9 protein-coding genes are annotated in these 14,926 nt (G+C 75.3%); 1 reads left to right on the top strand and 8 read right to left on the bottom strand.

Annotated elements, in window-relative coordinates:
* Positions 1-177: 177 nt before the first annotated feature.
* The 7 genes from fxsT to QMF80_RS00265 all read right to left on the bottom strand — a co-directional run bounded on the left by fxsT (position 178) and on the right by QMF80_RS00265 (position 12,909).
* Positions 178-3,180, bottom strand: a complete 3,003-nt coding sequence (fxsT, locus tag QMF80_RS00295) for an FxSxx-COOH system tetratricopeptide repeat protein (protein WP_283448449.1) — start codon at positions 3,178-3,180, stop codon at positions 178-180.
* 74 nt (positions 3,181-3,254) lie between these two features.
* Positions 3,255-4,613 carry an aKG-HExxH-type peptide beta-hydroxylase gene (locus QMF80_RS00290; RefSeq protein WP_283448447.1) on the bottom strand — a complete coding sequence of 453 codons (1,359 nt, stop codon included), beginning with the start codon at positions 4,611-4,613 and terminating at the stop codon, positions 3,255-3,257.
* A complete protein-coding gene (locus QMF80_RS00285; protein WP_283448445.1) occupies positions 4,610-5,926 on the bottom strand; it encodes an FxsB family cyclophane-forming radical SAM/SPASM peptide maturase in 1,317 nt (438 codons plus the stop codon). Before QMF80_RS00285 ends, QMF80_RS00290 begins: the two co-directional genes overlap by 4 nt.
* A gap of 131 nt (positions 5,927-6,057) precedes the next feature.
* Positions 6,058-6,246 carry an FxSxx-COOH cyclophane-containing RiPP peptide gene (gene fxsA, locus QMF80_RS00280; protein ID WP_283448444.1) on the bottom strand — a complete coding sequence of 63 codons (189 nt, stop codon included), beginning with the start codon at positions 6,244-6,246 and terminating at the stop codon, positions 6,058-6,060.
* 114 nt (positions 6,247-6,360) lie between these two features.
* On the bottom strand, positions 6,361-9,735 hold the full coding sequence (locus QMF80_RS00275) for an SAV_2336 N-terminal domain-related protein (RefSeq protein WP_283448442.1): 3,375 nt from the start codon (positions 9,733-9,735) through the stop codon (positions 6,361-6,363).
* A gap of 6 nt (positions 9,736-9,741) precedes the next feature.
* Positions 9,742-10,752: an AAA family ATPase gene (locus QMF80_RS00270; protein ID WP_283448440.1), complete on the bottom strand. Its 1,011-nt coding sequence runs from the start codon at positions 10,750-10,752 to the stop codon at positions 9,742-9,744.
* A gap of 48 nt (positions 10,753-10,800) precedes the next feature.
* The gene (locus tag QMF80_RS00265) at positions 10,801-12,909 is read right to left on the bottom strand and encodes a VMAP-C domain-containing protein (protein ID WP_283448439.1); all 2,109 of its coding nucleotides are present in this window, start codon (positions 12,907-12,909) and stop codon (positions 10,801-10,803) included.
* A gap of 171 nt (positions 12,910-13,080) precedes the next feature.
* Here QMF80_RS00265 and QMF80_RS00260 point away from each other — a divergent pair, with 171 nt between their 5' ends.
* Positions 13,081-13,266 (top strand): DUF6104 family protein, encoded by a 186-nt coding sequence (locus QMF80_RS00260; RefSeq protein ID WP_283448438.1) that lies wholly within the window; start codon positions 13,081-13,083, stop codon positions 13,264-13,266.
* Between the two features lie 163 nt (positions 13,267-13,429).
* Here the strand turns inward: QMF80_RS00260 and QMF80_RS00255 are convergent, their stop codons facing one another.
* Complete coding sequence (locus QMF80_RS00255; protein ID WP_283448437.1) at positions 13,430-14,632, bottom strand: NAD(P)-dependent malic enzyme; 1,203 nt, start codon at positions 14,630-14,632, stop codon at positions 13,430-13,432.
* Positions 14,633-14,926: the final 294 nt, after the last annotated feature.

The following is a 14,926-nucleotide window of genomic DNA, read 5'->3' as shown; positions in this document are numbered from 1 at the left end:
CAGTGTCCCCGGCCCGACCCAGCCTCCCCGCCGTCCCGACCCAGCCTCGCCGGCGTTTGAGGCGCGGGGTCTGGGGCGGAGCCCCGGGGAACCCGGCTCCGCCGGGCAGGCTGAAGGTAGGCCGCCGGCGTTGCTGAAGGTGGCTCAGCCAGGCCCGGTCGGGTCGGCCGGCCAGGCCTACGGCTGGGGCTCGAAGTCCCAGTACGGGCGGACCCGTTGGCGCGCCGAGACGGTGTGGACGTGCTGCGTGCCCAGCGTCCGGGCCAGCCCCTTCAGCGCGTCGTCCTCGTTCTTGCGGGACTCGTCCGTGTGCTGGAGCGCCCGCAGGTCCGCGGCCAGCGCGATCTGCGCGCTCAGCGCCATCGGGTGGTCCGGCCCCAGCACCTGCTCGGCCGTGCGCAGCGTGTCCCGGCTCAGCTGGACGGCGTCGTCGAGCCTCCCGGTGATGTTGCGGCAGCCCGCCGCGTTGAGGGCGCTGCCCAGCGCCCAGGGGTGCCGCTCCCCGAGCGCGTTGCGCATCCCGACCAGGGCCTGCTCGCACAGGCTCAGCGCCTCCTCGCGCTCCCCCTGGGCCCGCAGCACCAGCCCGAGGTTGCCGACCGTACCGATGCTGTACGGGTGGGCCAGCCCCAGCTGGGACTGGTAGCCCCGCACCACCGCCTCGGAGATCCGGCGGGCCTCCTCGACGTCTCCGTATTCACGCAGGTAGGTGGCGTAGTCGGAGGCCACCATCAGGGTCCACGGGTAGTCGGCCCCGAAGACCCGGGTGGCGCGTTCCCACACGGTCCGCAGCCGGGTGCCCGCGCCGGGGATGTCGCCCGAACGGCGCAGGCACAGGCCCAGGTTGTGTTCGGCGCGCAGGGTCTGCGGGTGGTTGACGCCCAGGATCTGGTTGTTGAGCTTGACGCCCTGTTCCTGGCGGGTCTGCGCCTCCCGGTAGCGGCCCATCAGGCGCAGGCCCATGGCGCAGGCGATGCCGGAGGAGAGGGTGGAGATGTGCTGGGCGCGCAGCACCCGCTCGCGCCGTCGCAGGGTGTCGAGGTCGAGGTCGTACGCCTCCTGGTAGCGGCCCAGCAGCCGGAAGGTGGCGGCGAGGTTGTTCTGGGCGTTGAGGGTGGTGGAGTCGTCCTCGCCCAGGAGTTCGCGGTAGGTGGCCAGGCAGTGCTCGAAGAGCTGGCGGGCCGGTTCGAACTTGGCGATGCACAGCAGGACCCCGCCGTACGCGCTGGTGGCGCGCAGGGTTTCGAGGTCGCGGTCGCCGCGTTCGGAGACGAGCCGGTCGGCGACGGCCTTGGTGAGGACCTCGGCGCGACGGAACAGCCCGAGGTTGCGCAGCGCTCCGCCGTACTGGTAGCTCAGCTCCCGCACCCGGTCGTGGTCGTCGCCGAGCATGGAGCGCCAGGCCAGGTCGGTCTGTTCGCACAGGCGCAGGCAGGTGCGGTACTCCCCGGCCAGGATCAGGTAGCGCAGACAGCGCAGCAGGAAGGTCTGGATCCGGGGGTTGGTGCTGGTGAGGACGCCCGCGGTGTCGAGGTGCGGGATGAGTTCGGCGTACCTCGGCCAGAGCCGGGAGTCGGACGGCCGCCCGGGGTCGGCCTCGGCGAGTACCTGGCGGACGGCCCGGGAGAGCGGTTCGGACTCGTCCTCGGCGAGGTTCTCGCGGACGATGCCGTGGACCATCCGGTGCAGCTGGACGGTCTCCAGGCCGCCGCCGCCCTCTTCGACGGGCAGGTCGGAGTACTCCAGGCGGACCACGGAGAACTGCACGAGCTTGTTGAGGGCCGCGTTCCACCGGATCTGGTCGTTGATCAGCCCGGCGAGCTGTTCCGGTACATCCTCCGCGGGGAACTCCCGCAGCAGCCGCAGCGGGACCGGGCCGGGCGCGAAGAACACGAACAGCCGCAGCAGGGCCAGGGCGTCGGGGAAGTTCTCCCGGACGTTGTTGAGGAGTATGGCGAGGGCGGTCGGGAAGGGCAGCGGATAGTCCTCGGAGACGGCGACCGCCTCCCGGGTGTCCAGCCGCCGCTGGAGCAGCGCGAGGTAATCGCCCACGCTCAGCGGGGAGTCGGCGAGCCAGCCCGCGGTCTGGTCGAGGGCGAGCGGGTAGTCCTCCAGGGCCTCCGCGAGCAGGTCGGCCTCGTCGGCGGTGAGGCGGCGGGCCCGGCGCCGGATGAAGGTGACGGACTCGGGGCGGGCGTAGAGGGGGACTTCGACGAGGCTGGTGTGCCGGTTGCCCCATTCGCGGTTGCGCGAGGTGATGATGACGTCGCCCGCGCCGCCCGGCAGCAGGTCGGTGAGGTCGTCGGGGTTGTCGCAGCCGTCGAAGACCATCAGCCAGCGGTTGAACGGGGAGCCGCGGCGCAGCGCTTCGAGGACGGCCCGGATCTGCTCGCCGTAACTGCCCGCGCCGCGCGGCAGGCCGAGGGCGGGCGCGAGGTCGGCGAGCCGTTCGCGCAGGGTGGGCCGGTCCTCGGCGGGCACCCACCACACCACGTCGTACTCGGAGGCGAAGCGGTAGGCGTACTCGGTGGCGACCTGCGTCTTGCCGACGCCGGAGAGCCCGAGCAGGGTGACGGTGGCCGCTCCGGGCGGGGCCTCGGTGAGGGCGGCGCGGAGTTTGCCGATGACGTCGTTGCGGCCGGTGAAGCGGGGGTTGCGGCGCGGGACCCGGCCCCAGATCTCGGGCGGGTCGTTGGGGAAGCGGGGGCCGCGGCGGCCGGTCTCGGTGCCGATCCGCTCGGTGGGCAGCTCCAGCCTGCGCAGGACCCGGTACTCGGCCTCGTAGGCGTCCAGGCCCCACAGGTCGGTCTTCTCCAGCGCGGCGACGGCGCTGGGCAGCGGGGCGTCGGTGAGGCAGACCGCCGCGAACCGGTCGGGGTGGGCCTCGGTGACGGTGCGCAGCGCCGCGTTCCACTCCTCGTCGGTGTGGGTGCCCGCGGAGAAGTACCGCTCGCTGAGGACGACCAGGACGCGGCCGCCGGCGCGCGCGAGGTCGTCGAGGGCCTCGGCCAGTCCGTTGCTGTTCTTCGGGTCCCAGCGCTGGAGGGCGACGCGGTGTCCGTGTTCCTCCAGCCGGTGGGCGATCCACACCGCCCAGGGGCGGTTGAATCCCGCGAAGCTGATGACGAAGCGCTGCGGCTGCGCCGCGTTCTCGCGGTCCTGCCGAGTTCCGGTGGTCATGCGGCCGTCTCCCTGGAATCCGGGCGGTGGACGGGGTTGAAAAGGTACCGCAGGTGACGGGTGCTCAGCCTGTGTCAGGTCGCGGCGAATGCGGCGAGTTCGGGGTGGTCCGCGCACCAGGCGCGGCGTTCGTGGTCGATGGCCCGGCGGGCGGTGGCGTGCTGGTCGCCGGGGGGCGGCAGGTCGTCCATGGCGCGTTCGGCGGCGGTCATCCCGGCGATGAACTCCCGTCCGGTCACGGTCAGTTCGCGGGCACCCTGGAGTACGGGGAGGACGGCGGCCAGTTGGGACCGGCTGCGGGCGTGCCGCGCCCAGGCGCCGCGGGCGCCGTAGAGGGCGGCGCGCTGCCAGTACCCGGCGAGGGCCAGGTGGGCGTACGCGCCGTGCAGGAGTCCCTCCAACGGGCGGGGGTCCGCCCGCCAGGGGGCCCAGTAGCAGGGGGTGCGGTCGGCGGTGTGCAGGGTGAGGATGTCGGCGAGCGCGGTGAGCTTCCCGTGCTGCACCTCGTGGACCAGGGTGGCGGCGAGCGCGGGCGGGGTCTGGCCGCGGACCAGGACGGATCCGGCGGCGGCGGGCAGGGTGGCCCCGGTGGAGCGGGCTCCCCCGGCCAGCGGGACGAGGGTGCGCAGCAGTTCGCCGACCTCGTGGGCCCGGGTGGAGTCGTAGCGCTCCAGCAGGGTCAGGGCGCCGGTCCACTGGATGTCCCAGCGCTTGTGCCCCTTGGGGGTAAGCCTGCGGGCGGGGCGTACGGAGACCGGGTGGCCCAGGGCCCGGTACGGATCGAGGTCGTCCAGGGCGACCCCGCCGCCGGGCAGGGTGTGCAGGGCGAGGACGGCGGGGTCGGCGGGGTCCCAGGAGCGCTGGGTCAGGGTGACGGGCCCGGGGCGGGCGGGGCGCAGCAGGCCGAGGGTGGGCAGCACCAGGCGGCCGTGGAGCGGGCGCAGGGTGAGTTTGAAGTCGAGCCCGGCGCGCAGGGCCGCGGCCGCGGCGAGGGCCCCGAGGTGGGCGAGGTCGGGGGCGGGCCCGTGGGGTTCGTGCAGGCGGCGCAGGGTTTCCTCGGCCCAGGTCCCGGTGGCGGGGTAGTGCAGTACGTCGCGCACGGCGCCGGGGGCGCGCCGCTCGGCCTCCTCCAGGAGCGCCCAGTGGCGGCCGGTCTCCCCGTCGGGGCCGCCGGGGGCCGCGTCGAGGACCGCGCGCAGCAGGACCAGGCGTTTGGAGCGGCGGATGTCACGGATCAGGCGGGCGCCCTCGGCTCCGGGTTCGGTGGAGGCCAGGGCGCGCAGCAGGTGGGAGGTGATGGCGAAGCCGGGCAGCGGGCCGGCCCCGGAGCGGGGGCCGGGCACGGGCGCGGGGCCGGATCCGGGCGCGGGTGCGGTAGCGGGCTCCGGGCCGGAGCTGGAGCGGGGGCCCGGCAGCGGGACGGGGCGGGTCATGAGGCGGCCCGCTCGGGGCCCTGCCCGTGGACGTCCGTACGCGGGGCGGGCACGGGGGCGGGGGCCGCGGCGGCGCGGGGCGCGGCGGTGGCGGCGTGGTGCAGGGCCGCCGCGATGTGCCGGATGAGCACCTGGAGGTCCTCGCAGTACACGGAGGGGTGCTGGAAGCCCTGGCCGGGCCGGTAGCGGTGCGGGTAGTGACCGCCGCCGCAGACCTCGACGAGTTCGCAGGAGCGGCAGCCCCCGGCCAGCGCGGCCCGGCCGAGCTGGCGGGCGGCCAGCCCGGGGTGGTCGAGGAGTTCGTCGAAGCTGTGCGTGTCCAGGGTCATGCCGGTGGCGGCGGCACCCTCGTAGGCGGACTTGAGGGAGTCGGCCTGTTCGATGCTGCCGTCGGTCTCGATGACGGCGGTGGTGACCGGGGCCAGGCCCAGGGATTCGTTGGCGGCGGGCAGCCCGAGCAGCAGGGCGATGATCTCCTCGAAGAGCCGGATCCGGGTGCGCCGCACCCCGTCGTGCCACCAGCGTTCGAAGACGGCGGTCAGCCAGTCGGCGTACGGGGTGGTGCCGGGGGCCGAACCGGGCGGCGGTTCGGCCCAGTTGGCCAGGGGCAGCAGCAGGGCGAGGGTGGGCGGCGCGAAGGCCAGCAGGGATTCGTAGGTCTCCACCGGGTCCTGGGCGGTGTCCACCACGCAGAGCACCCCGGCGTAGCTCCCGGGGTGCTGGGCCAGCAGCCGCAGGCCCCGCGCGGCGGCGCTGAAGCCGGGGCGCCCGGCATGGTCCACGCGCCGGGCGTTGTGCGCCGGGAGACCCCCGTCGAGGCTGACGCCGACCCGGATCCCGGCGGCGGCCAGCGCGTCGAGGCGGCCCGGGGTGAGCAGGGTGGCGTTGGTCTGCACGGTGGCGGTGACCCGGGTGCCCGGGGAGCGTCGGGCGAGGGCCGCCCGTACCGCCTGGACGGGTGCGGCGAGTCCGGCGGGCGGGGTCAGCAGCGGCTCCCCGCCGTGCAGGACGAGGTCGACGCGGGTCAGGGCGTGGGCGGCGGCGTGCTCGGCGATCCGGTCGGCGGCGCGGGCCGCGGTGGCGGCGGACATCACGGCGGGCTGGGCGCGCCAGCCCTCGTCGGCCATCGAGTAGACGTAGCAGTAGGTGCAGGCGAGGTTGCAGCGACTGCGGGTCTTGAGGACGAACTGCCGTAAGGGGTACGACCGGTGACCGGCCGCCCGGAGGGCGGGGACGTCGAGCCCGGTGTAGGGCCAGGGCGCGTGGACGCGGTGCGCGGGCAGCACGGCGTCGCGCGTGGTCGTGTGCCTCATTCGACGGTTCCTCCCGCTGCGGACGGTCCATCCCTGCCCGGTGGATGTGTGCGGCTAACGGCGGAAAGTGGTCAACTCCGGCGTGGTTTCATCCGGTTCGGGCCGGATCCGGCGAGCCCCGGCGGGTCCGCTCAGTCGACGCCGGAATCGAAGGCGTTCAGTATCTCCGCCGGGTGCGTGACGCGCTCCACCATGCCCTCGAGCACATCGGCCAGCACCGGGTGGTCGATGCCCCGCAGTGCGGCCAGATCGAGCCCGGAGAGGTCCGGCAACTGCGCCGGACAGCGGTGTGCGACCAGTTCCTGATGCTTTGTCACCATGGTTGTGCTGCCCCCCTGTCGCGTCATGCGTTCCGTCGTGTGTTCGATGGGTTCACTGCCCTTTCCCTGCGCCCGGGGAACGGAAACAGGCACAGGAGGGCGCTCCGGTGCGCGTCAGAGGGACGCCTCCAGCGCACGCACCCGCGCGCGCACCGCCGTACGCCGGTCGGTGTCGGCTTCCGGCAGCCGCTGCCACAGCTCCAGGGCCGCCCGGAAGGCGTCCAGCGCGGCGCGCGGCCGGGCGAGGCGCTCCAGCACCTCGCCGCGCAGTTCCTGGACCCGGGCGGCCAGCTGGACGGCGGCGTCCGTCCGCCCGGCCCCGTCCGTTTCCATCGCGGCCCGCCAGGCCCGCCGGTAGGAGTCGGCCGCGCGGTCGAGCCGGTCGGGGGCCCGGGTGTGGGCGTGGATCTCCTGCTGTACGTCGCCGTGCTCGCGCCAGGCGTGCGCCTGCGCCAGGGGGCCGCGGCCGTGCCGGACGGCCAGCTCCAGCAGGTACTCCGCCTCGCGCAGGTCCACCAGGTCGCCCTCGTAGGAGTGGCGCAGCCGCAGCCCGGTCGCCAGCCGCAGCAGCCGGTGGGCCGCGCGGGGGTCGGACTGCGGGACGGCGGCGCGGCTGTCGCGCAGCACGCGCACCGCGGTGGACACGAACCGCCGCCCGTCCGCCCCCCGGGCCCGTTCCAGGAGTACGTCGCCCCACTCGGGCAGCAGTTCCCCGTAGGCGTCCCCGTCCCGGGGGATCAGCCGCCGGGCCCGCCCGTAGGCCTCGGCGGCCGCGTCCAGGCCGGCCGGGCCGCCGTCCCGCGCGTTCCGGGCGCGGTGCACCCTGGCCAGGCACACCAGCGCCGCGAGCCGCAGCTCCGGCTCCCCGGTGGCCTCCGCGAGCGCCCGCTCCAGCACCCCGGGGGCCTCGTCGAGCCGCTCGGGCAGGTACCGCAGGGCCCGCGCCAGCTCCACCCGGACCCAGCCCCGCTCCCCCGCGCCCGCGGCGGAACCCGCGCCCTGACCTGCTCCGGCGCCCGGGGCGGGCTCCGCGCCCAGGTCCGCGCCGGCGGCCGGGGCGGTCAGGGAGGCGAGGCCCGCCGCGAGCCGGGCGGCGGCGCGCTCGGCGAGCGGGATCCGCCCGGCCGGGTCCTCCTCACGGTCCGCCAGGGCCAGCAGCACCCGGCCCAGGGCCAGTTGGAGTCCCCCGTCGGGCTTGCTCCCGGCGGCCCGTTCGGCGCCCGCGAAGACCTCCAGGGCGGTCAGCGCGTCCCGCAGAGCCGCCGGATCGTCGCGCAGTTCGCACAGCCGCATCAGGGTCCGGGCCCGCCGGATCGCGCAGTCCAGGAGCAGCTCGCGTTCCAGCTCGGGCACCGCGCCGACCGCCGCGAACTCCCGCTCGGCGGCGGTCAGCAGCTCCTCCGCCTCCGGCCTGGATCCGGGCAGGGCGGCCACGGCCCGCTCGTACAGCACCCGGCCCAGCAGGGCGCGGGCCCGCACCATGCCGGGCAGGGCGCTCACCGCGCGGGCCGTGCGCTCGGCCTCGGTCAGCAGTTCCGGATCCCGCTGCACCCCCCAGAGCCGCAGCAGCGCCCCGGCCAGCTCGAACTCGGCCTCGCCGGGCGGGTCCGCGGGCCCGGCGGGGGCCGACGCCGCCCGGCGCAGCACCGCGACGGCCTCGTACAGCCCGCGCCGCCCGCCCTCGTGGTCGCGGTCGTAGGCCGCGAGCCGGATCCGGGCGGTGCGCACGGCCCAGGTCCGGGAGGGCGCGGCGGCGCCCGTTCCGGGGGCGGGCTCCAGGGGTCCGGGCGGCGCGTCCGGCGGTCCGGGGAGGTAGCGCCGTACGACCTTGGCGGAGACCTGCGCGAAGGCCTGCGGCAGCCGCGCGGCGGACAGCCGCCCCGGCTCCTCCCCGGCCCCCGTGTCCTGTTCCGCCGCCCCGGCCGCGGGGACCCCGGTGAGCTGGGCGACCGCGAGCGCGGGGAAGTTGCGCACGCCCCTCCCGAAGTGCGCCATCACGTACTCCGAGCAGTGCTTGAGCACCAGCGCGGCGTCGTCGCGCCCCAGCGGCCCGAGGAGCACGTCCTGCACCCCCGGCACGAACTCGTACCACTGCCCCGGCGCCGGTCCGCTGCGCCGCAGCAGCCCGCTGAGCAGCACCTCCGCCAGGTCGGAGGGCTCCGAGTCGGGCAGCATCGTGCGCTGCACCAGCCGCATCACGGGCAGCGTGAGCGGGGTCGCCGACAGGTACACGGCGAGCTGCACGGCGCGCGGCGAGGCCGAGGACCGGAAGCGGCGCACCAGTTCGCGCGGCGGCCGCGCGGCCCTCGGCAGCGGTACGGGCGCGGCGGGATGGTCGGCCAGTACGCGCCCCACCTCGGCCGGGACCGGCCCGCTGCCCAGCCCGGCCACCAGCCGGGCCCAGGCCCCGAGCGCGCGGGCGCTGGGCGGCAGTACGGGCACGGTGAGCCCGCCGGTGGGCCGCCCGGGCCGCGGTGGCCGGTCGGAGCGGAACTCCAGGTGCCGCTCGTCGCCCCCGCCGCGCGCCAGGGTGCCGCGCTCGGTGGGCAGCCAGCTGCGGCTCCACAGCCGCTGCGGCAGCGGCTGCACCACCACGCAGGGCGTGCACTGCGCCCACCGGTACAGCAGCCGCTGCGCCGCGCCCTCGCGCCACAGCGGGCCGGTGCAGTCGGAGACCACCATGGTCAGCCCGCGCCCGGTCGGGTCCCGGAGCTGGTCGGCGGACCGGGTCCGGCCGCCCGGTTCGGGTCCGCTCCCGACCGCCGGGGTGCCGTCGGCGAGCCGGTGCAGGTAGTGCACCTGGACGTCCCGGAAGGCCCCGAGCCGCTCGCAGACCGCGCGCAGCTCGTCGAACATGTCCTGCCACACCGCCATCGAGGGGGACGCGTCCAGGACCAGCCGCATCGTGTTCTCGCGCCGGGTCTCGGCCCGCAGCACCGGGACGACCAGGCCGAGCGCGCGGGCGCTGGCCTCGGCGGTCGCGGTCTCGTCCAGCACGGTACGGGCCCGGGGCGCGGGCGGCCGACGGCGCTGGAGGGCGCGCAGGGCCCGCTGGATGTCCAGGATCCGGGGCAGCGCGGTGGCCGTGGGGACCCGGACCGGGAAACCGCCTACGCCCTCCGGGCCCGGTTCCGGATCGGCGTGCGCGCCGGTCGGCTGCCGGGCGCCGCCGGGGCCGCCCGGCCGCCGGGGGACGACCAGGTCGACCGGTTCCTCCCCGGGGGCCGCCGGGCGCGGGGGCCCGGGGTCCGGCGGGGCCGCCGCCCGCCGTCCGCCGTCCGTCCGCTCGGTCCGGTCCGGTCCCGGCCCGGCGGACGGGTCCACTGGCGCCCGTAACGCCCCGTCCGCGGCCCGCGCGGCCGCTCTGGTGCGCCCGGCCAGCCAGAGCGCGTCGGCGATCTCCCCGGCGGACGGGTCGAGTCCGGCGGCGCGCAGCAGCGCGGCCAGCTCACGGACGGCGGGCGGTGGACCGGGGTCGGCGGCGGTCACGGGCGCTCACCTCGAACGGTCGAGCCGCTGGATGATGAGGTCCGCGAGGTCTTCCCGGGTGGGCGGCGCCGCGTAGTGGGTGAGGTAGATGGCGTTGAGGAGCTGGTCGGCGGCGACGAGTTCGGTCTGGGAGCGGCTGAGGAACTCCCGGATGAGGTCGGCGCCGAGCGCGGCCGCCTCCTCGCCCAGGTGCGCCCGGACCATGGTGGCCAGGCGCTTCTCGCCGGGCTGGCCGAGCTTGAGCTGGATGCAGCGGCGCAGCAGGGCGGCGGGGAAGTCCCGTTCGCCGTTGCTGGTCAGGATGATGAAGGGGAAGGCCCGGCAGCGCACCCGGCCGTCGCGGACGGTGGCCTTCGCGCCGTCGTCGGTGAGGACCCGCACCTCGGGTTCGCGGTCGGCGACCCGCTCCAGTTCGGGCAGCGCGAACTCGCCCTCCTCCAGGACGTTGAGCAGGTCGTTGGGCAGGTCGATGTCGCTCTTGTCCAGCTCGTCGATGAGCAGGACCCGGGGGCGCTCGGTGGGCAGCAGCGCGGTGCCGAGCGGCCCGAGCCGGATGTACTTGCCGATCCCCGGGGCCCCGCCGGGCTCGCCGCCGCTCGCGGAGATCTGTACGTCCTGGAGCCGGGCGAGGGCGTCGTAGCGGTAGAGGCCCTCCTGGAGCACGGTGCGCGAGACCACGGGCCAGCGCAGGACACGGCCGAGTTTCAGCTCGTGCGCGACGGCGTGGGCGAGCGTGGACTTGCCGGTGCCGGGATAGCCGGTGACGAGCAGGGGCCGCCGCAGGTAGAGCGCGGCGTTGATGGCTTCGAGTTCCTCCGGTTCGGGCCGGTGCAGTTCGGCGGCGTGCCGGTGCGCGCCGAGCCGCCGGGTGGCCGCGCTGTCGGCGACGGCGGCCGCCTCGCCGGGGTCGGCGGGGGGCCCGCCGTCGAAGTCCCGCCAGGGCGGCGGGTCGGGCAGCGCGTCGATCCCGTCGTGGGGCTCGCCGACGCCCCGGTAGATGAGCCACTCGTCATTCATGCGGACGCTCCCGCCCTTCGTTCGGACGCTTCCGGCGTACGTGGACGCTCACAGATCCCCCTGCAACGGCTCGTCGTCGGGCAGCGGGCGCCCGGGGTCGTCCCAGACCAGCCCGAGCCCGTCGGCCCAGTAGGCGTCGGGGTCGCGCCCGTGCGCCCGCCCGCGCAGGGACTGCAGGCGCAGTGCCAGCACCCCGGCGTGCCGCGCGTCCGCGAGTTCCTCCCGCAGCGCGCGGTGGAAGGGCGCGCACGTGACGGTGGGGTCCGCCGGGGGTCTTCGGCACAGCACCACCCCGTACCCGGCGCGCTGCGCGCTGTGCAGGGAGCCGAGGGTGGGGTCGAGGTCGGCGGCCCGGCAGTGCACGGGCACGATGTTGTCGGGCTGTCCGTCGAACCAGGCGTAGCTGGGGGTGCGCTTGCGGCCCCGGTCGCAGTCGGCCCGTTCGTCCAGGAGCGGCCCGGCCATGACCCGTGCCCAGCGGTCCGCCCTGCGGTGCCCGGCCTCCTCCTCGTCGGCCTCGCCGTCGTCGTCGGCTCCGGCCCTCCCGGACCCGCCCGGGTGGCGGAAGACCAGGGGCCGCTGGGTACCCAGCGGGACCCCCTCCGAGACCACCCACTGGTCGACGGGCAGGGTGAACAGCTCGGGCGCGACGGCCACCTCCAGCAGTGCGGCCGCCTCGTGCGTGTCGCAGCGCCGGAAGGCCTCGGCGAGCGGGGCCCGCAGGACGTCGGGCAGCGCGGGCCGGGTGGCCCGCTCCCCGGCGTCGACCGGGCTCACGTGGTCCGTGCCCAGGAGCACCGACACCCGCCAGTCGTAGACGTCCTCCCAGCCGTGCGCCCACACCTCCAGCAGCACCGAGGGGCCCGGTGGCAGCACTTCGGGCGTCCGGGCGGGCCCGAGCGGTACCGGCAGTCCGGCCGCGGCCAGCCTGCGCCCCTCCCGGTCGGCCTCGCGTTCGGCCAGGCCCCGCTCGTGGCGCTCTCCCAGCTCGCGGCGCAGCGGCCGCCAGAGCCGCTCGGCGGTGGCCCGCACCCAGTCCCACAGTTCCTCGTCGGCGCCGGGGGCGGGCGGCTCGCGGTGCTCGGCGACGCTGACGTCGGTGGCGTAGCGGAGCATGGCGGCGGCCTCGCTGACCCCGCCGGGCGGGTCGTAGAGCAGCCCGAGGCCGTCGCGCCAGCTCAGCGGGGCGAGCGGGCCCGGGTCGGGTTCCTCGCCGCGGGCGGCCTCGACGAGCTGCCGTACGGCTTCCGAGGAGCCGGGCGGCGGCAGCTCGGCCAGCAGCCCGCACAGGGTGGTGCGCTCGCCGGGCGAGAGCCGCTGGCGCCCGCCGAAGGGGTCGGGGTCGGTGCGCGGGAGTTCGTCGTGGACGTCGGTCCAGGTCCGGCGGTTGTCCACGTCGCTGAGGTGCTGGTCGTAGTGGTGCAGGTCGTGGCCCTGCATGACCCGGCGGTAGAGGCCGATCCGGCTCTTGGCGGCCATCGGCAGGGTCCGCAGCTGGACGACGGAGACGGCGAGCCCGCCGCCTCCCCGGCCCCGGGCCTTGACCACGCCGACGACCTCGCCGCGGGCCAGGTCCACGACCGGTCCGCCGGACATCCCGTGCTCGATGTCGTCGTCCGAGCCGAGCCGGATGGCGGCCCCGTTGCCCGCGGTGCCGCGCAGCCGGGTGGTGCGTCCGGTGATCTCGGGGGCGCCCAGGTCCTCGGTGCAGCCGAAGTAGGCGACCTCGTCGAAGCGGGGCCGGGCCCGGTCGGTGAGCCAAACGCAGGCGTGCGAGACGGGTGCCAGGACCCGGACGAGGGCCAGGTCGGGCAGCTCCCACAGCCCGGGCCCGGCGGCCCGCCGCTGCTCCAGCCGTTCGGGCATGACGCATTCCACGCGCCCGGCGACGGTCCCGGTGGCGCCGTCGCCGCCGGAGGAAAAGGTGATGCCGACCTCCCGGCCCGTCAGCCGCATCCCGGCACCCCCTTCGCCCACCACGTGCGCGCACGTCAGGACCCAGCCGGGGGCGATGAAGAACCCGCTGCCCCAGGTGGCCCCGGTCCCAGGACGCTCATACCCGTTCGGCGGGGCGTGGACGCGTACGGTCGCGGCCTGGAGGAGGGGCTCAAGGAGCTCGAAGGCGCGCGCGGAGCCGTCCGAGCGCCCGTCCGCCATCCCCCGCCCCCCGGTCCGGTGAAACCCCGCCCCGCCGGGGGCCGACAGGGCGCCCTCGCCAAGCGTGTTGAAGACGTCCAGGCTAGCCCCGCCCGCTGCCCGGCGGGAGGTGTCCGGACACAGCGGATTATCCTGGCCGGGAAACACCCCCTTCCACGCACGGAGCCTGTTGTGTACTTCACCGATCGCGGCATCGAGGAGCTGGAGAAGCGGCGCGGCGCGCAGGAGGTCACCTTCGAGTGGCTCGCCGAGCAGCTCCGCACCTTCGTGGACCTGAACCCGGACTTCGAGGTCCCGGTCGAGCGGCTGGCCACCTGGCTGGCGCGGCTCGACGACGAGGACGACGAGGACGAGTAGTCCCCGTACTCCTTGCCGGCGGGCCCGGAACTCCTCGCCGGGCGGTCCCCGTACTCCGTATCGGGTCACGGGGTACGACGACGAAGGCCCCGCCGGATCGTTCCGGCGGGGCCTTCGTCGTGTGGTCACGTGCTCGGCGGGCTCACGTGTTCGGCGGGGCGGGTCAGGCGAGGCGCGCCACACCGTCCGCGCGGGCCGCCGCGGCGACCGCGGCGGTGACGGCCTCGGCCACGCGCTCGTCGAACGGCGACGGGATCACGTAGTCGGCGGCCAGCTCGTCACCGACGACACCGGCGATGGCGTCGGCGGCGGCGATCTTCATGTTCTCGGTGATCCGGGAGGCCCGGACCTTGAGGGCGCCCGCGAAGATGCCGGGGAAGGCCAGCACGTTGTTGATCTGGTTCGGGAAGTCCGAGCGGCCCGTGGCCACGACCGCCGCGTACTTGTGCGCGACGTCGGGGTGGACCTCCGGGTTCGGGTTGGCCATCGCGAAGACGAAGCAGTCCTTCGCCATCGTCGCCACCGCGGGCTCGGGGACCGTACCGCCGGAGACGCCGATGAAGACGTCCGCGCCGGCGAGGGCGTCCTCCAGGGAACCGGTCCGACCGGTCTTGTTGGTCAGGCCCGCGATCTCCGCCTTGACGTCCGTCAGATCGGAGCGGTCCGCGGAGACGACACCCTTGCGGTCGGTGACGCAGACGTCGCCGATGCCCGCGTCCACCAGGATCTTGGCGATGGCGATGCCCGCCGCGCCCGCGCCCGAGATCACGGCGCGCAGGTCCGCGAGGGTGCGTCCGGTGAGCTTGGCGGAGTTGCGCAGCGCGGCCAGCGTGACGATGGCCGTGCCGTGCTGGTCGTCGTGGAAGACCGGAATGTCCACGCGCTCCTGGAGGCGGCGCTCGATCTCGAAGCAGCGGGGCGCCGAGATGTCCTCCAGGTTCACCCCGCCGAAGGAGGGGGCGAGCCGGACGATGGTCTCGATGATCTCGTCCGTGTCCTTGGTGGCGAGCGCGATCGGAACCGCGTCGACACCGCCGAACTGCTTGAAGAGGATGGCCTTGCCCTCCATCACGGGGAGGGAGGCTTCCGGCCCGATGTCACCGAGTCCGAGCACGGCCGTACCGTCGGTGACGACGGCGACCACGTTGGACTTCCAGGTGTACTCGTTGACCAGGTCGGGCTGCTCGGCGATGGCGGTGCACACCTTGGCCACGCCGGGCGTGTATGCGAGGGACAGGTCGTCCTTGTCGCGGACGGGCACGGTGGCCACGATGGCCATCTTTCCGCCCCGGTGGAGCGCGAACACCGCATCCGGGTTGTTGTCCGTGACGCTGTCGCTGCGAGGATTGACGATCTCCGCTGCCACTTTCTTGACCCCTTAAGTCTTTGAATCGTTGAGGGTGACCACTCCTTGTTAAGGGGTGGGCGGGCACCGCGTCCGTACTCCGCGTCGACGGTTGGACCGTCTCCGCGAAGGGGAGGTTCGTACGCGCGGGCGCGCCGCACGCGCGCCCTGAGCCCCGGATGAGGGGTGTAAGGATCTGTTCTACCCGAAGAACGCTCACCCAGACGAGTCGATTCCTGCTCGACCATAGGCCTCTTGTCCGGGTTTCGGCGAAAAGTCCAACAGTCTGTGTCCAGTGGCCGAGACGGCCCGTAA

Source organism: Streptomyces sp. G-G2, assembly GCF_030063135.1.
GTDB lineage: Bacteria > Actinomycetota > Actinomycetes > Streptomycetales > Streptomycetaceae > Streptomyces.
This window is presented reverse-complemented; position numbering and strand designations above follow the sequence as displayed.